This is a genomic window from Calditrichota bacterium (assembly GCA_013112635.1).
Taxonomy (GTDB): domain Bacteria; phylum Calditrichota; class Calditrichia; order Calditrichales; family J004; genus JABFGF01.
In genome coordinates, this window is record JABFGF010000005.1 from 89,087 (window position 1) to 106,687 (window position 17,601).

Genomic DNA, 17,601 nt, shown 5'->3' on the forward strand with positions numbered 1-17,601 from the left:
ATGTTTCTAAGAATATTTGTAATCAGTTTTTTGCCACTGTTGATATTTGGCCAAAGCAATTATAAGCAAATCCATAAAAATGCGTTAGTTGTAGATATGCACGCCGACGCTTTGTACAGTTCAATTTCATCGGGTAGAAACCTTGAAAAGTTTTCAAAAAAAGGTCATGTGGATTTGGTTCGTATAAAACAGGGTGGCGTTGATGTAGAATTCTTTGCAATCTGGCCTGATCCTAAAAAGAAGCAATCAACTTATAAGCAATCAGTTACTTTGCTGGATTCGCTCGACATGATTTTAAAACGTAATCCGCAGAAAATTGAAAAGGCTGTTTCTATCGAGGAGATAGAGCTGATATCATCTCAAAATAAAATTGTTGCCTGTATTGGCCTTGAAAGTGGAAGCGCCCTTGATGATGATCTAAAAAACCTTGATTATTTTTACAAAAGAGGTGTTCGTTATTTAAGTTTAACCTGGAATGACAGCCCTTCCTGGGCAACAAGTGCAGCGGATGAAATAAAAAAATCATGGAAGCGCAACAAAGGGTTGAATGAATTTGGACGTGAAGTAGTTAAAAAAATGAATTCGCTTGGGATGCTGGTCGATGTTTCTCACTCCGGTGAACAAACTTTTTATGATGTGATTGAAACTAGCTCAAAGCCAATAATTGCCTCGCATTCGTCGGTATATACAATTTGTCCGCATAGCCGCAATTTGAAAGATGAACAGATAAAAGCCCTGGCAAGAAACGGTGGGGTTATGTTTATTAATTTTTATCCTGGCTTTTTAGTAAAGGGTTTTCATGATACTTACCAGCAATCCCGAAAAGATGCAGATGTGATTCAGGATTCTTTGAGAGTTATTGATAAATTTGATGATTTTGACAGATCGGCTTATATCTATTCTAAAATCAATCCCATCTACCCATCAGTAAAAACAGTAGTTGATCATATTGATTATGTGGTAAAACTTGTTGGCGATGATTATGTTGGATTGGGTTCAGATTTTGATGGTATTTCACTTACTCCGATTGGTTTGAGAGATATTTCTAAAATGCCGGCGATAACCAAAGAGCTTGTAAAAAGGGGGTATTCAGAAGAATCTATTCGCAAAATTTTGGGTGGTAACTTTATGCGTGTTTTTAAGCTGGCAACAAAATAGGTTTTAAAATAAGATCAACCGGATATAAATGAATAAGGATCTCCGGTTGATCAATAAAATTATTTTATTTCTTTCCCGTAAATGATCTCATTTTTTTGATCGGCATTATTTTTATTTTTTTGTACTCTTGATAAAGCAGACGCGGCTTTTACAGGGCCTTTGTTTGATATTGGATCAGAACTTGGAATAACCAGCCCTCCCGCATATGTCAATAATACGGATTGATTTTCTGTCCACGGTATAAAATTTTGGGTAGCCTCATCCCAAAGAACGATATTTTGGGTTCCCTGAATTCCTGCAGCAATTTTTGTGTTTCCGTATGCTCTATAATACCCGGTTGAATAAGTCTGGCTGTCATTTGGGAAAAATATGTTGTCTTCTGTTTGCTCAACCGATTCATAGTTTACCCAAAATGGTGTAAGGTTTGTTGCACTGCTGTTATTTACATAATAGAAAATGTAATCCTGGGTTAAGCCAAGCTGCCGTGAAACTGTGCTTAAGCCCGACACATCTAAATTGAAATCCCATCCCATCATTGATCCAATTAGATCGCCTACACTTGTCTTACCATAAGTTGAAGCAGTAATATTTACTGTTCCCGGATTTTGCGCTGTAATAATAAAACTAACCGTTTCGCCAGGATTGGCTGTTTTAGTTCCATAATTTGTCAGTGTAATTTCCATTGGAGTAAAAAGAGGATTTTCCAGCGCAATAATCAGTGACTCATCATTGGCATGCTCTTCAAAACAAATACTTGCTAAAACACTGTTTTCTTCCGATGAGATTGCCGCCCTCGATCCTTCTAAATCAGAAGCCAGAAATATTTGAAGAATAAAATCATAACAGCCGGTACTTATCTCCTGGCCTTCATCTCCAAGCGAAATTGTAAATGGCGCAGTACCTTCATGAGTAAAAGACTCGGTTGTTTTATATAAATAAAATGTAGGATCCTGACCTCCGGTCGAACGAATACCAACCATGGCAACAAGTGTTGCATTCCGGTTTGATGAAAGGTTAAAACCAATATCGACAGTAGAGTGATAGCCATCCTGATCCATATCTGTGGAACTGTCGATCCAAATATCATTTATGTCTACTGTAAAAGGTTTTGATCCTGTTGAAGATTCAGAACATGATAAAGACCAAACAATTGTTGAAAATAATAGAATCCATTTTAATCTTGGTAAATAGTTCATACCAGGCTCCTATAAAATATTAAACTAAATTTGGGTAGGGTTATTTATTAATTACGTTTGAAAAGTGAATTTTATTCCTGAAATCCAAATCAATGTGGGCATAAGTAAAACATTGCTTCCAAATGTAATGACAACAGAGAAATAAACAAGATTATTTTCATAAATACACCCAAATTGTAAATAAAGACAATAAGGGAATTATTAATTTATCCATTACGTTAAACAGGCTAATTTGTCTTTAATTAATGACCGAGAATATATTATGAACTTCATCTAACTTTGAGTTGATAAGAAGTTAAAAATTGTAGAAATTATGATGGTTAAAATATTGAAGGAATGTAGTGCAAAGTAATTATAACAAGGGATATATCACTGCGAGAGAATTTGTAAACTCATGGGAAAAAGAAGTTTACGAATTAACATATCTCGACTATTTTATTTACCTGTTAATAAATGATTTAGGTCTGCTTTTAGAGAGAGACTTTTTTCCGAAAATTGACCGGGAGGAGCTTTTTTATCTAAGCAGTGATGAAATATCTGCACTTGCATTTAACATTGGTGATGGCCTGCAGCTTTTTCTTGATAAAAATTGTTTTGGCGGCTGCAGCTTAGGATGCCCAAATAAACTTAGCAAACCCTTTTCCAGTGAAGAGAATGAAATACGCATTAACTTTGTAACTACAGAATTTGATGGCATTACCTCATCTTGCACAAACCGTGAAGATTGTTTATATCACGATGTTATGAATTATGTTGTTATTGATGCATTGTTGGATTTTTATAATTATGAAATGGGTGTTGTTTTACACGAAAAAGATCCCAAGCTGATTAAGCTGGCAACATTTACAATGGATCATATTATTTCCTTTACTCAAGCCAATGGGCCTAAATTGCTCGAAAAACCAAACGATCTGGCCACGGATCTTTTTACAAAAGATTTACAAGGTGATGAAGATGTTTGGGAAGAAATTGTTCCGGAAAATGAAGAGCTTGATGACGACGTATCCGAGGCATGGAAAGTATACCATGTATCTGTAAATGCAATATTCTCTAATTTTGAAACTGAAAGTTTTGATCTCCTTGAAAAACCTTTTTCTAAAAAACTGCTAAAAGAATTCAGGGCATTTTTAAACGATTATCTTGAAGTAAACCGGTTGGATGATTTTGAATTTGAATATATCGAAGAATTCTTCTCATTAATATTCCCACAGGTTTTCTTGCTGGATGACAATGTTGATTTTGATCAATTTGAAAGTCTCTTTTCAAAGCTGTTTGATTATATAGATCAAAACGGCAATACGAAACTTGCCAAAGCTTTTGTGATTTTTAAACAGGATGAGCTTAAGGAAATAAAAAGAACTTTTTCTTTAACCCAGAATTTCCAGTTGCATTACAGTTATGTTGATTTTCTATTGTCGAATGAAGCTTCTAATCCCACATTGCTGGAAGGTTATTTTGAAGTCTCCGCTTTACAGGATGGATTTGCCCAGTTGAAAAATGTTGATCAACGTACTGTTCATGATAATGTAAATCTTGGAGTGATTAAATCTGCTGAAATAAAAATTGGCGATATCCTGCATGTGCAGTTGATTGCTGACAAAACCGAAATGAAGATTGTTTATCTGGAACTTGTTTATCCTTCTGTCAGCAAATATTTTCTTTATTAGTTATTTGATGATAACGGTAAAACGATCGAAAACTTACAATATTTATTCTGCTTAGATTCTACTTCAATTGTTCCATTATGCCCCTCAACTTTTTTAAGAACAGCATCCAATCCAATGCCACGCCCTGCATTCATGTCAGTCTTTTCGCTTGTAGATATTCCGGCTAAAAACATCGATTTGTAAATTTCATTATCAGGTAAAGTGTCAAGGTTAATGTCTTTCCATTCTTTCTTTTGCTGCATTTTTGTTTTTAGTTTATCAATTTGAATACCACGGCCATCATCGTGTATTGAAAAAGAAAATTGTTTTTGATTTTTCTTGGATTTAAGAGTGAGTGTTCCATGATCCTCTTTCCCCATTTTATTTCTTTCTTTTGGAGATTCAATACCATGTGCAACCGAATTACGAATCAGTTGGATTGAAATATCTTTAACTAATATCTGCAGCCTTTTAGGAATATCAGGTTCTAAAAAATTAGCACTTTGCAATATAATCTTTTTACTCTTTTCTTTTGCCATTTTATCTACAAAGTTTTCCAGGCTTTTCACTATCTGAGGATTACTTTCTGGTTTTATTTGAGTGTTTAATTTACCTACCTGGGCCAGAAACTCTTTTATCTCGTAAACAGCATTTTTAATCTCAGAATAATCATTCACCAACTCTATTAAATCTTTTGACATTATTTTTTTCTTTGAAAGAACATCTGATATTTTGTTTTCAAATTGGTGGACATTATCAGCAAAAAAAGAAAAGTCCAGCATACTGGCATTACCTTTTATTAAATGCATAGAGCTATAAATATTTAATAATGCAGGTTCATATTGTTTGTTTTGTTCGGCAGACTCAAAAATGCTATCGATTGACTGAAATTCATTTTGAATTCCTTCGATGAAATCACGCATCATTACCGGTTCTGTTTTAAGAATAGCTAAAACCCATTCTGTTTGCCGCTTAGCTTTTATTTCTGATTCTTTAACTTTGTTTTCCAGTTCCACTTGTTTGGTTATATCTTTGACCATTGTAAACAATTCTGTGGTTTTCATATTCTTATTGCGGATTCGTTTAAAACTAAACATTAGTTCTTTGGCTTTGGCGCTTTCATTAAATCTCACCTTAATCTGATCCAAAGGGTTTAGCTCTTCTATCATTTTCTCATCTAAACTATCGTCAAACATCATTTCCAGATAGTTTTTTGTAGTGGTAATATCCGAATTACTAATTTTGTTTTTTAAAAAATTAATAAAATTTTTGTCCGCCAGCCGTTTTGATTCAAGAATCGTTTCTAATTGAGCAGAGTATTGTGATCCAAACTTTAGACTATTTTTTATTATAAAAATTCCCTCCTCAACATTTTTTAGAAGATTTTCGATTTCCTTTTCTGCCTGCGTACGAAGCTGTTTTTCTATTTCAAGAACTTTTGCTTGTTGCTCGTCATAATACAATGCAGCAGCACCTAAAACAGCAAGGTTTGGCAATGCTCGTGGTTCTATCCTGATGCCTTTTGTTGAAGGCGTAAAAAATGTATCATTAACTTTTCCCCACATAGCTTTTTTATAAAACTCAAATCCATCTCTAACAATCCCTCCAATTATAATTAATTCGGGATTTACAGATAAAATTATATTTTGCAATGCGCTGCCCAAATGGTGTCCGTATTCATTAAAAATCTTTAGCGCTTTTTTATCTCCCTTTCGCGCCTTTCTTAGAATTTCAGTAAATGAGGTTTTATGTACATTTTTAAAAAATAAAGCACTAGAATAATATTCAACGTTTTGGTCTAAATATTTAATCATTCCAAATTCTCCAGCAGCACAATTTCCGCCGGAAAAAAGTTTGTTATCAATTATAAGACCTGCACCAAAACCCTCTCCTACAATTAGCCCGATTACATTTTTACACTTATTTCCTTTTCCAAAATATTTTACACCCAGGGCAAAACAGTTTGCATCATTATTAATATAGCAAGGGACATTAAACTTGTTTTCAAAAAAACTCTTTACATTAACGTTTTTCCAAGATGGAATACGGTGAATTTCAGTTACAATATTTTTTTCAAGATCTATTAAACCTGGCAACCCAATGCCAATGCCAACGACATCCTCAGACATTAAATCGCCGATATGGTCAGCAATTTTATTTAAAATAAATTTTTGAGACTCACCTTGATCGATTTGAGTTTCTATTAGGTTTTCTAATTTGTTATTACAGATTTTTCCTATTTGGATATTAGGAACCTCTAGATTGACTCCTATTACAGATTGACGAGTTTTCATTTTAGCCCCAGTTTGGGAAAATTAGTAGTAATGAAATGTACTTTTAAAGCGGATGAACAAATAGTGTATTCGGGCGCATTTTACTGGCCTTTAAAGAAAACAAATATCTGATTTTATTTTTTTAGAGTTAGTTTATTAAGAAGCTGGTGGCAGGCAAGGCGCATATAGTTACTGTAATATGCAAGTTGAAATAAAGACAGTATTGATATATTGGGAAATCCGCATATATATATTGGTTGCCATTCTGTTGTAAACTTGTCTTTAAATGCATAAAGACCTTGTGCGTTATATGCAAAAGGTAATTTGCGGCCAAGCATTGAAACAAGTTTTTCTCTGAAGTTAGAGTCGTAGTTTTTAGGAAAAATAAAAGGTACTTCTCCCAGGCTCCACATTTTAAAGCCATCATTTTTTAGACATAAAGATGTAGAATAGATTAACGCCTCCATTGTACCGGTTGGGGCATTTTTATCACGAATCAAAAGTTCGGTCTGTATTTTAAAGTTATTTGTTTTTGATAGTGAAATGGCTGCATCCCAATTCCCACCTGCGTTTTCCCATATAAAAATATCTGTGTTTATCGATGGTTGGGTTATAAAAAGATTATTAAGTTGAGGTTTGTTTGCATGAGCAGATTTTGTTCTTAATGCATTTAACCGTTTAATATTTTCAAAATCCAATTTTACCTTTTTAAACCGCCCTTGTTTTTCTCCTCGTCTTACTAATTCCTTTAAGGATTTTTTTTCAAAGGCATTTTTATTTAAATCGATAATGCTTTCTTGTCCTACTGCAAAAGATTCAAAATTTAGGCTTTTTAAAAACCGCTCTAGTTTTGGATTGCATCCTCGGATAATTAAACCTTGTGGTGATTGCGTTTTAAGTTTTGAAATTATTGAGTTAATTTTTTTATAACGGGGGATTTCAGCAAGGCTAACCCAATTTATCCCATTTATTAAAAATTTTTGCTCTGTTTTATTAATATGTTTGGTATTGGATCTAACCCAGCTTAATGGCAATTCCAAAGAGAGAGAATTGTTCTCGAGATTCATATTTTTCCAAAGAAATTAAAAGTAACTTTTTGTATATTCCTGATCTTGATCATCTGAGCTTATTTAGGTAAACTTAGCCCTTTTTAAACCATACATCAATTTTTCAAACAGGCTTATGAGTAAGACAATTGTAAACAATCGGAAAGCGCGGCATGAATATGAGATCGTTAATACGATTGAAACAGGAATTGTCCTGGTTGGCACTGAGGTAAAATCCCTGCGGGATGGCAAAGCTAATATGACTGACGCGTATGCCCGAATGGTTAAAAATGAGCTATGGCTGATAAATCTGCATATTTCGCAATACACTAAGTCAACCGTTGTAAATCATGATCCATTGCGCGACCGAAAGTTGCTCGTATCAAAAATGGAGCTAAAAAAACTGCGCCGCCAAATCGACGAAAAAGGCGTTACTCTTGTGCCGTTGACACTTTACTTTAAAGGGCATCTTGTAAAAGTTGACCTGGCATTGGCCCGTGGTAAGAAAAAATATGATAAACGTGCTTCCATAGCAGAACGCGATATGAAACGGGATCAGGATCGACAAAGTAAAATTAGATATTAACCTTGATGCTGGACACTAGATACTGGATACTGGAAATGACACTAGTTTGTAAGCAAAGTGGGTTTTCCGTTTTATTATTTATGCTCTAGCTTCAAATGATGAAACTATCGATCATCTTGAAACTATTTTTGAAACAGGCTCTTTAAACGATGAAAAATTGTATAAAAGTTTACATGAAGGACTTGAGATATTAGGAAAAAAACTAAATAAATTTTTAAGTTCAGTAACGGTACAACACAATCAATAAATTATCCAGTATCAAGAATCCAGTATCAAGAATCCAGTATCCAATATCAAAAACAAACCGGAGTTTAAATGAAATTTCCATCTTTAAATGAACAAATGGATCTCATCAAACGGGGAACAATTGAAGTGCTGCCCGAAGATGAAATGGTAAAAAAAATTGAGCGCTCCATAAAAAAAGAAAAGCCATTAATTATTAAACAGGGATTTGATCCAACCGCTCCGGATATCCATTTGGGACACACAGTTGGTATCCGCAAACTTAAACATTTTCAGGATTTAGGCCACCAGGTCGTTGTAATTATTGGTGATTATACGGCCATGGTTGGAGATCCCAGTGACAAAAAAAGTACACGTCCACGATTGTCTCATGAACAAGTGATGGCCCATGCGAAAACCTATCAGGATCAGTTTTTTAAAATATTGGATGAGGACAAAACACAGGTTCGTTTTAATGGTGACTGGTTTAAGGAAATGAGCTTTGAGCAGGTTATGAACCTGGCAGGGAAATTTACTGTTGCGCGCATGCTTGAACGCGATGATTTCTCAAAACGTTATGCCGGACAGCAGCCGATCAGTATTCATGAATTTTTCTATCCATTAATGCAGGGCTATGATTCGGTTGTGATAAAATCGGATGTAGAGCTAGGCGCAACTGAGCAAAAGTTTAACCTGGTAATTGGGCGCAGCATTCAAAAAGAATATGAACAGGAACCCCAATGCATTTTAACTCTTCCGGTTTTGGAAGGGCTGGACGGCAAACAGCGTATGAGCAAATCCACGGGCAATTATATTGGCATTGATGAGCCAGGTAATGAAATTTACGGCAAAACAATGTCCATTCCTGATGAGATGATTTACCGCTATTTTGAACTAATCACAGATGTTGATGCGGAAGAGTTGGTAAACATTAAAAATCAGCTGGACACCGCTTCTGTAAACCCGCGTGATTTGAAAAAATATTTGGGCCGGACACTTGTGCGCATGTATCATGGTGAAGGACAGGTTGATGCCGCCGAAAAAGCTTTTGAAAACCTGTTTGTTAAAAAAGATGTGCCGGATGAAATGCCCGAAATGAAAATGGATGAACCGGAGATGCGTATTGTTGATTTAATGGTTTTTACAAAGACGGCTGAGTCAAAAGGCGCAGCGAGACGTTTGGTTCAGGGCGGGGCAGTTTCTATTGACGGTGAAAAGATAAATGATCCTTTTCAGATTATTACAAATGATTCTGAAAAAGTTTTAAAGGTTGGAAAACGAAAATTTGTACGGATTCTAAAAGCCTAATGCGGAGCAAGAATAATGACGAAAACGATTCTGATTTTTTTGGCTGTGGCAACGATATCTTTTGGACAGATTGAACAAGGCACTTACCAGCTTGGCGGTGGATTTGGCTTTCAGACGGGGAGTACAGGCAAGGGTGATAGTAAAACTGATATTACAGAATGGCACATCAGTCCTCAGGCGTCATTTTTTTTAATAGACAATTTTTCAGTTGGATTAGAATTAGCCTACCGCTCTTCATCATCTTCATCATCAATATCGAAAGAGGAAATGGATCGTGATTTGCTTTATTTTGGCCCGATCATTCAATTTTTCTTTCCAGTGAATGAAAATGTTTTCTCATTTTTAAAAGCCAGCTATTCTCACTCAATAAGTGATCTTTCTTCTAAAAGAGAGTTGCTTTATTTTGACCCAACTATTGGCGAACCAGGTTATACTCTTTCTCAAACAAAAAGCTCACTAAGCTCAGATAGGTATGTAATTGGTGGTGGATTGGCGATGTTTATGAATGAGTTTGTTTCAATTGAACCTCAGGTTGTTTTTGAAATGGACAGATTTGTAACAAAATCCGAACTTAAATCAGTCATAGGAAGTGAAACACATAAAATTCGTTTTTCTAATGAAAGCAATTTTCTGATTTTTTCGGTAGGAGTTAATTATTACATCAGGAAAGAAATATTTTGATTATTGATTTTTCAAAACCTGTATTCAAATCCTATTGTTGCAAGAAATATTGATTCTTTAAAATCATCAGAAAACATTAAATTTGCGACAGGCATAATTCGCCATTTGTCTCCAATGGAAGTACCAATAAATATTTCAGAAATTGTTCCAATAGTTTCGCCCTTCTTACTACCCAGAAAACCATCATCATTTTCAATATCTGCAATAATTAGTTTTGCCCCGCCGAAAATGCGCTCATTTCCTAAAAGTATTGCCGGCGAATAGCCAATCGTAGAGCCAAAATCGCCACTGGAATGTGAAAGCCCAAAATCTAATGAAACATAAAATGAGGAGTCGATAGTCAAGGCCTGATATTTTATATCCATTCCGATCACGCCCAATGCAAAAGGAATACCTGTAACTTTTGCTCCCATATCAATATCCTGAAACGCAGCCCAACGCAAATAAAGCTCCGGTATTGGTACCAGCTCATCCTGGTCGATGGGAGAAGTAATTCCAAGCCCAAAGGTTTTTTCATCATTTTCTAAAACTTTTGGAGTTTGCAATGTACTAAAGCTAACACAGGCAGTTGAAGATAGGGTCAACAAAATCGATAAAAGCAGTTTGGATAGGTGCTTCATAGTTAACTCCAAAATAAGGTTTATTAAAATTTAAAACAAATAACGCACTGCAATTGCGATGCTAAATTCAAAATCTGTTGCCGGGATTAAATCCAAAGCAGGGGCAATTTCGATAAACATATCAAAAGGTGTTTCTCTAAACTCATACATCAGCCCAAATGGAACACGAACACCAAGTTCTGAATCTTTTGTTTTTAGATGGCCGCCGATACCCATTGTTGGAGTTAATGAAAAATCCCTGTTAATGTAAATTGGAGTGAACCGTTTAAAAATATAATCAATATGAATCTGAAGATTGGTTTCATTTTTAAAAGACCAGCTTAAACCGCCATTAAAATGTGTTGCGCCTGAATCAAGAAATTTAAAACTTAAACCAGTTGGATTACCAAGGATAATTCCAACTCCTGAGGTTTCATTTCCTGTTTTTGCGCTAAGAGATGAACCAAGAATAATAAAAATAAATAAGCAAGTAAGAATGGTTTTATAATTAACTTTCATTTTCTTCAAACTTTTTTAGTTGTTTCTGAATCCAACGTACGGAAACACCAAGTGATTCTGCCGTATGTGTGCGATTACCGTTAAATTTATCCAATCGTTTTAACAGGATTTGTTTTTCCAGTTCACGCAAGGTTCCGCCATACTCATCAAACTTTTTATCTTCATCCTCAATCACAATATGTTCATTATAGATTTTATCGGAATCACATAAAATAAGTGCCCGTTGAATTGTGTTTTCCAGTTGGCGTACATTTCCAGGCCAGTTGTATGATTCGAGTGTTTTTAAAGCCTCAGTAGAAAGCGTGATGTTACTTTTGCTATGCTTTTGGATAAAGAATCTGGCAAGTAATGCAATATCGCCCGATCTTTCTCTCAGGGATGGTATTTTAATAGGAAAAACATTAAGCCTGTAAAAAAGATCTTCGCGGAAGTGCCCGGTTTTGGAAAGTTCTTTTAAGTTTTTGTTGGTGGCAGCAATCAAACGTACATCCACTTTTTTAAACTCAGTTGCACCTAACCGTATTATCTCCTGATTTTCAATAACCCGTAATAGTTTTGCTTGTAAGGCCATGGAGATGTCGGCAATTTCATCAAGAAAAAAGGTGCCGTTATCTGCTACTTCAAACAGCCCTTTTTTATCTGTAGTTGCCCCGGTGAACGCACCTTTTTTATAACCAAATAATTCGCTTTCCAAAAGCGTATCCGGGATAGAACCACAAAACTGGGCAATATAAGATTGATCCTTGCGTTGGCTTAAAGTATGGATGGCCCGTGCGGCCAAGTCTTTTCCTGTACCACTTTCCCCGGTTATTAAAACTGTAGCATTGGTTTGGGCAACACGATGAATCATTGCGGAAAACTTTTTCATTGCCGCACTTTCACCAATCATTTGAGGAATGTTTTGATAAGCTTCAAGTTGGTTGCGCAGTTGCAGGTTTTCGGTTTGCAACTTTTCCAGGTGCTCAATCCTGTTTAGTCCAAGTGAAATAAGGCTGGAAAAAAAATGCAGGAATTCCATATTTTCATCTGTAAATTCCTGGCGGTTCTTTATACTGTCAACAAGAATAACACCCCAAATGGCTTCACCATAAAAAACAGGTACGCCTATAATGGATTTAATTTGTTGAATCTGTATGCTCTCAAATTGTGAAATGTGTGGATCATTTTGAACATCATGATATAGGCAGGCTTCTCTTTTGGAAATAACTTCCTGCAAAACCCCGGATGAAAAGTGGCTGACATCTTTCATTTGCTCTTTAAGAACATTTTGTGCAGCTATTACCTGGAAATCATTTGATTTGTCCAGATAACGCACAAATAACCCACGCTCTGCGTTTATACCGGATACGACAAGATCAAGCGCCTCTTCGATGAGCCGTTCATGCATTTCTGGTGCATTTAATAAACGGGTAACCTGATACAATACATTATACTGTTCTGTAGTTAGTTCGCGGAGAGATTTTAATGAGGAAGTAAAGTTGATTTTATCGGGCATAAAAGCGTTTCTGTTTAGAAGCAGAGCGGTTCTCGAATTCGTCTATTACCCAGACAACCCAATAATATTGATTCTCTTCAAGTATTGTTTCCAGAGTTATTGATGTAATTGTAGATGCGATATTGGTTAACCGATAAGCAACCCGAGGGTTGGGTTCATCAAAATATATTTCTACCATAAATTCAAAAGGGAAACCCGGATCAATGGGGTCCCAATTTAGCGTAGGTGTCACAGAAAGCGTGTCGCTTCCTTCAAGATTATCTAAAATAACTTCTTCTTTTATGATTCGTTTTACAACTTCTTTAGTAAGCAGAATTAAATTACCAAAATTGTCTTTGACACTAATTAAAAATTCTTGCCCAATTACAGCTTCAGCAGAATTAATATTTAATTCACCCATTGTCAGGCTTTTTTCAAAAACCTTTTCTTCTAAGTTATAACCTAAAAAAGTTTTTACTCCCATTGATTTGCTGTTTATCAAAACACTGTCAATATCATTATCCGGATCGAAAACATCTACTTTGAAATTTAAACTAATATCCTGGCGATCAGGGTAACCATTTTCAATACTGCTGTAAAATATGACTGTATTTAAAATTGGAATAGCATTAAGATATTGTTCTATTCCAGGTTTAATTTCATTCCAGTCAACATACAGAGAGTCGTTAAAATAATGTTCGGATTCAAATACCAGCCAACCATTTTCTTTTTTTACATCATCAAAGTTAAAATTGCCTTTGTCATCAGAGAAAACGTAGCGGTTATTATTCCAAATTACTTTAGCATTTTGAATTGGTTGATGAGGTACACGATAGGTAAGTACTCGTCCATTAAGGTTGGAGATTGAACTATTCGAATTTTCAGGGTCTAATGGGTTGTTACGGGGAGCATCCCCAAAGCAAGACCACATTACCACCGAGAATAACAAAATTGATTTTTTCAAAGGATGAAATATACTTTTCATATTTATCATATCGATCATCTAAAAATTATATTAAAAAATATATGTAATTCATTGTGATTTGGCAACTGGTAAAATTTTTAAAAATCCGGACATTCTTTTCATAAGTAATATTGAATGGAGAGTCTGTATTCTAAGACTATTTAAAGCAAGCATGTGAATTTTTCAAAACATGTTTGTAAGTTTTGCTTCGGGAAAAACCTGGTGTTAATTCGATTGGGAAATTGATGATCTCAAGGCAAGGGAGATAGGATTTTAACAAATCCGGTATGGCATGGATCTTAGTAGATGAAGGCTCTTGTTTTATAAACGATATAGAAAACCTGCAAATACAACCACTTACACAAGCGATGATTATATGGCTACAAACTTTGTCCAGTGGAATATACTCTTATAAAATGAAAGCACAGGATTTTGCTCAGACCAAAAAAATGTTATTGTTGAGATAAAAACTTATTGAAATTGCAGGATTATTTAAATAGCCAAAACAGTTAAAATTATTAGATTGTGCGGCTCAATGTTAAGCTGTGTCAGCACTAATTGATTTTGTTACAGCCAGGAATTCCGGGTTGTTTTTTATCCAATAAAAAGGCTTGTTATTTATGATCCCAAGATTCAAACAAATAGTCCTAATATTTCTATTCCTTTTTGCCACAAATATCTATCCTGAAAATAATAATAAAAAGAATGATCATGTAATTCATGGATATATTATTGATGCTGAAAGCAAGCACCCAATTTCATATGCCAATGTTCTTTTATTTTCTTCGGAAACGAAAAAACAAACCAGCGGCATTGCTACCAATGATGATGGTTATTTCGAATTAAACGGCATCGGGCCTGGTGTTTATTTTATGGAGATTCACTTCATCGGCTACAAAATAAAACAGGTGGAAGATATTGAAATCACAGAAGAAAACGATCTCTTCGATATGGGAGAAATAATAATCCAGCCCGATTTATTGAGCACGGATAATATTGAAGTTTTGGGGCAGCGCTCGCCAATCACATATCAAATCGATAAAAAAATAATTAATGTTGATGAACAAATTACTGCAACATCCGGGACTGCTGTTGAAATTCTGGAGAATGTTCCATCGGTTACCGTGGATATTGAAGGCAATGTAAGCCTGCGCGGCAGTAGTAATTTTACGGTCTTAATCGATGGCAGGCCAACCATTCTGGAAGCGAATGATATCCTGCAGCAGATATCGGCCGCCTCAATTGATAATATTGAGATTATTACAAATCCATCGGCAAAATTTAATCCAGAAGGAACCACGGGCATTATAAATCTTGTAATGAAAAAAAATAAACAGTTGGGGTTTCATGGTTTGGTTGAGGGCAACGGCGGGTACAGAAACCGCTATGGAGGCCAGGCAATTCTTAATTATAAATCGGGAAAGTATCAGCTTACAATGGATGCCGGATATGGCCAGCGGGCGCGTTATGGTGATGAAAGGGAAGAGAATATCACTACGCAGGAAAATGTATCGTCTTTTCGAAACTCCGAAGGTACATCCGACCGTGAAGGAGACCGTTTCCGGGTACGTGGTGAGCTTGGCATTCAACTAAGTCCTGCGGATTTTTTATCCTTTGGCGGAAATTTTCAGGACCGTGAACGAAGACGAATAGCCAATATAAATTTTTCAGAATGGACTGATCTCGCACCAGAGAAAATCAATACGGCCAGCAATACATTCAGAAGCCGCGGTGGAGATGAATATTCAGTCTATGCTAGTTATGATCATAAATTTAATGAATCCGGTCATTTAATCCGGGCCGAAGCCCAGTATGAATCAGGTGACAGCAAAGAGTCGACAAATACGGAATTGCTGGATAATAATTTTGCAATTGTCAACGGCATCAAAACTACCGAAGATGGTCCGGACGAAGAATTTCAGGCGAAGCTCGATTATACCCTGCCTTTGAACAAGGATACCAAATTTGAAGCCGGGTACCAGAATGAACTTGATCTGTCCGATGAGCTTACCGGGTATTCAACCTACAATCCGACAAGCGGCCGTTACGAGCTGCACGATGAATTCAGCAATCATGTAAAATCTCAGCGTAACGAGCATGCCCTTTATTCTCTTTTTGCTTCCAAGATTGGACAGCTCGGCTATCAATTCGGGTTCAGGGCAGAATACACAGACCGAAAGATCGAGCTTGTTGAAACGACTAATACATTTACTTTAAACCGCTGGGATTATTTTCCATCGATTCACTCATCCTATAAATTTGCAAATGGGCATCAGGTAATGGCCAGTTACACCAGGCGAATCGATCGTCCCAGAGGCTGGTACCTTGAACCTTTTGAAACCTGGTTTGATGCTTTTAATGTGCGCGTTGGAAATCCTGATATTATACCCGAATATATAGATTCTTATGAAGCTGGTTATCAGGCGGCGCTTGGAAAAACTGTTTTATCCACGGAATTTTACTACCGCATAAATCATAATAAAATAGAACGCCTGCGCTCTGTTTATGATGAAACTGTAACTTTGCATACAACCGAAAATGTTGGCACAGATTATTCATCCGGGACAGAACTGATGGTCAACTTTGATCCTGTTAAGGATTGGAATGTAAATTTATTGGGTAACCTGTATAATTACCGCATCGAAGGTGCTATTTTTGAAGAAGCATTTTCCAGGGAAAGTTTTAATTGGAATGTACGATTTAATAATCGCTTCAAATTGTGGGAATCTGCCCAACTGCAATTAAATATGAATTACAACAGTGCATCGGTTTCATCTCAAAGCGAGAGAGAGGGATTCTTTTATACACACCTTGCTCTAAAACAGGAGTTCTTTAACAAAACGCTTTCTGCCACACTGCAAATAAGAGATATGTTTGGTACGGCAAATTACGAACATACTTCCAAAGGAACGGATTTTTATACCTATCGATTGTATGAACGGGAATTTCCTGAGATTACTTTAAATGTGCGCTATTTTATAAACCGCCAGCAAAATAAAAAAGACAGAAACAGAGGCGGCGGAGATGGAGAAGATTTTAATGGCGGAGAAGAGTTCTAAGAAGACCTGTTTGGTGTGCTAAAAACATTCCAACCTTTATCATTCTCCTTTGTTTGTGCAAGACTACAAGAGAATGTGGGTTCATTGTTTCCAAATTTTGTTTAAAACATAAAGACCTCATTTAAGTTTGTAAGATATAGACAGGTTAAAATTTAACAAGTTGTAATATTTTCTGCTTCTCTCAAAAGAATCTCTTATAAAACGTTGAGTAATACCCGCTGAAAACCCAATATTGAAGTTTTCTGTAATTTTATATATATGGTAATATGTTTCACTGATTTGAAAATTCTCAGTATTCGCAATGCAACTACTTAACCTTCCCCAACCTAACCATTGGTAAGAAAAAGAAATATTTATATTACTTTGATAGTGCTTGTTATCCGCTAAGCCAATGGCAATAATGTTCTGAAAATAGTCCCCAACAATACTTGATCCAATATTGAAACGGGTAACAAAAGGTTTGTTTCCAATTGTAAAAAGGTGCATAGTAAAGCCTAAATCAAAAACTAAATAACCCAGCCCTATATTAAAACTATAGCTTGAGTCGTAATTAGCAGTATATCTAATATGTGAAAGGGTTTCCATATCAGGGATAGAGTACTCCAAATAACTATGATCATCAAGATAAGCCGATTGTGAAACGGTTAAGGCATTAACCAAACATTGCTTATTTTGGCCAAAAGAAAAAGTGGCCGTAAAAAGGATGGAAACTATTATAAGCCAATATATTTTTCGATTTGCCATATTATCCTCTGGTCAGTTTCTGCTGGTTTATGGGCATGGTCCAGCAATCCTTCAATTATGTGCAATAAAACATACATAAGTTACAAAGTTAAACTGTAAAAGAAATAGTGGATTTATGTTTTTCAG

The 17,601-nt window shown here is 35.7% G+C and carries 15 protein-coding genes; 7 read left to right on the top strand and 8 right to left on the bottom strand.

All coding sequences use genetic code 11. The features are described from left to right. Positions 1 to 1,158 carry a membrane dipeptidase gene (locus HND50_13935; GenBank protein ID NOG46336.1) on the top strand — a complete coding sequence of 386 codons (1,158 nt, stop codon included), beginning with the start codon at positions 1 to 3 and terminating at the stop codon, positions 1,156 to 1,158. A gap of 59 nt (positions 1,159 to 1,217) precedes the next feature. On the opposite strand, the gene HND50_13940 is transcribed toward HND50_13935, so the two are convergent. After that, the gene (locus HND50_13940) at positions 1,218 to 2,354 is read right to left on the bottom strand and encodes a hypothetical protein (GenBank protein ID NOG46337.1); all 1,137 of its coding nucleotides are present in this window, start codon (positions 2,352 to 2,354) and stop codon (positions 1,218 to 1,220) included. A 341-nt stretch (positions 2,355 to 2,695) separates the two neighbouring features. On the opposite strand from HND50_13940, the gene HND50_13945 reads away from it, so the two are divergent. After that, on the top strand, positions 2,696 to 4,021 hold the full coding sequence (locus HND50_13945) for a hypothetical protein (protein NOG46338.1): 1,326 nt from the start codon (positions 2,696 to 2,698) through the stop codon (positions 4,019 to 4,021). On the opposite strand, the gene HND50_13950 is transcribed toward HND50_13945, so the two are convergent. Together HND50_13950 and HND50_13955 are read right to left on the bottom strand one after the other, a co-directional pair. Continuing rightward, positions 4,018 to 6,294 carry an ROK family protein gene (locus tag HND50_13950; protein NOG46339.1) on the bottom strand — a complete coding sequence of 759 codons (2,277 nt, stop codon included), beginning with the start codon at positions 6,292 to 6,294 and terminating at the stop codon, positions 4,018 to 4,020. The two genes, HND50_13945 and HND50_13950, sit on opposite strands and share 4 nt — an antisense overlap. A gap of 113 nt (positions 6,295 to 6,407) precedes the next feature. Then, positions 6,408 to 7,340: a DUF2156 domain-containing protein gene (locus HND50_13955; GenBank protein NOG46340.1), complete on the bottom strand. Its 933-nt coding sequence runs from the start codon at positions 7,338 to 7,340 to the stop codon at positions 6,408 to 6,410. A 115-nt stretch (positions 7,341 to 7,455) separates the two neighbouring features. Here HND50_13955 and smpB point away from each other — a divergent pair, with 115 nt between their 5' ends. The 4 genes from smpB (at position 7,456) to HND50_13975 (ending at position 10,116) form a co-directional block, all read left to right on the top strand. After that, positions 7,456 to 7,905, top strand: a complete 450-nt coding sequence (smpB, locus tag HND50_13960) for an SsrA-binding protein SmpB (GenBank protein NOG46341.1) — start codon at positions 7,456 to 7,458, stop codon at positions 7,903 to 7,905. Positions 7,906 to 7,978: 73 nt separating this feature from the next. Beyond that, positions 7,979 to 8,152 carry a four helix bundle protein gene (locus tag HND50_13965; protein ID NOG46342.1) on the top strand — a complete coding sequence of 58 codons (174 nt, stop codon included), beginning with the start codon at positions 7,979 to 7,981 and terminating at the stop codon, positions 8,150 to 8,152. A 68-nt stretch (positions 8,153 to 8,220) separates the two neighbouring features. Next, positions 8,221 to 9,435 (top strand): tyrosine--tRNA ligase, encoded by a 1,215-nt coding sequence (locus HND50_13970; GenBank protein NOG46343.1) that lies wholly within the window; start codon positions 8,221 to 8,223, stop codon positions 9,433 to 9,435. Between the two features lie 15 nt (positions 9,436 to 9,450). Next, complete coding sequence (locus HND50_13975; GenBank protein ID NOG46344.1) at positions 9,451 to 10,116, top strand: outer membrane beta-barrel protein; 666 nt, start codon at positions 9,451 to 9,453, stop codon at positions 10,114 to 10,116. A gap of 11 nt (positions 10,117 to 10,127) precedes the next feature. On the opposite strand, the gene HND50_13980 is transcribed toward HND50_13975, so the two are convergent. From HND50_13980 to HND50_13995, 4 genes are read right to left on the bottom strand one after another with little or no spacing between them, the layout of a single operon-like run. Continuing rightward, positions 10,128 to 10,736, bottom strand: a complete 609-nt coding sequence (locus HND50_13980; protein ID NOG46345.1) for a hypothetical protein — start codon at positions 10,734 to 10,736, stop codon at positions 10,128 to 10,130. Between the two features lie 30 nt (positions 10,737 to 10,766). Beyond that, complete coding sequence (locus HND50_13985) at positions 10,767 to 11,234, bottom strand: DUF3996 domain-containing protein (protein NOG46346.1); 468 nt, start codon at positions 11,232 to 11,234, stop codon at positions 10,767 to 10,769. After that, the gene (locus HND50_13990; protein NOG46347.1) at positions 11,224 to 12,729 is read right to left on the bottom strand and encodes a sigma 54-interacting transcriptional regulator; all 1,506 of its coding nucleotides are present in this window, start codon (positions 12,727 to 12,729) and stop codon (positions 11,224 to 11,226) included. The genes HND50_13985 and HND50_13990 overlap by 11 nt, the downstream gene beginning before the upstream one ends. Next, positions 12,719 to 13,693, bottom strand: coding sequence for a hypothetical protein (locus tag HND50_13995; protein NOG46348.1), 975 nt, complete (start codon positions 13,691 to 13,693; stop codon positions 12,719 to 12,721). The genes HND50_13990 and HND50_13995 overlap by 11 nt, the downstream gene beginning before the upstream one ends. 599 nt (positions 13,694 to 14,292) lie before the next feature. Between HND50_13995 and HND50_14000 the strand changes: the two genes are divergently transcribed. Next, complete coding sequence (locus tag HND50_14000) at positions 14,293 to 16,731, top strand: TonB-dependent receptor (protein NOG46349.1); 2,439 nt, start codon at positions 14,293 to 14,295, stop codon at positions 16,729 to 16,731. A 117-nt stretch (positions 16,732 to 16,848) separates the two neighbouring features. On the opposite strand, the gene HND50_14005 is transcribed toward HND50_14000, so the two are convergent. Further along, positions 16,849 to 17,475 carry a hypothetical protein gene (locus tag HND50_14005; protein NOG46350.1) on the bottom strand — a complete coding sequence of 209 codons (627 nt, stop codon included), beginning with the start codon at positions 17,473 to 17,475 and terminating at the stop codon, positions 16,849 to 16,851. Between the last annotated feature and the right edge of the window lie 126 nt (positions 17,476 to 17,601).